This window comes from Streptococcus sp. HMSC034E03 (assembly GCF_001811505.1).
GTDB lineage: Bacteria > Bacillota > Bacilli > Lactobacillales > Streptococcaceae > Streptococcus.
Genome location: NZ_KV804949.1, coordinates 1 through 252 on the forward strand (window position 1 = coordinate 1; position 252 = coordinate 252).

Annotated in this window: 1 pseudogene; it reads right to left on the bottom strand. The window is 40.9% G+C overall.

Features of this window, described 5'->3' with window-relative positions:
- Positions 1-252: pseudogene (locus HMPREF2805_RS01120) on the bottom strand (phage head-tail adapter protein); the annotation flags it as partial.

A 252-nucleotide genomic window follows, 5' to 3' on the forward strand; every position in this document is an offset into this window, starting at 1 on the left:
CTAGTCATCTTGACCACCACCGATAACAACTATCAAAAAATCCCGATTGTCAAAATCAGGACGCACATCGATAATTTGCCATTTTTCACCACTGAGACGACTGTCTCCGACTTCGACAAAATGCTCATTCTTCGGCTGATAATCAGACAAAGGATCACGAATTTTCAGAGTCATCTTAGCTTTCATCGACTTACCAGTCGCAATCTCGATATCTTTAAAGCTAGGAGAGTAAACTTGGCCCATCGTAAAAAA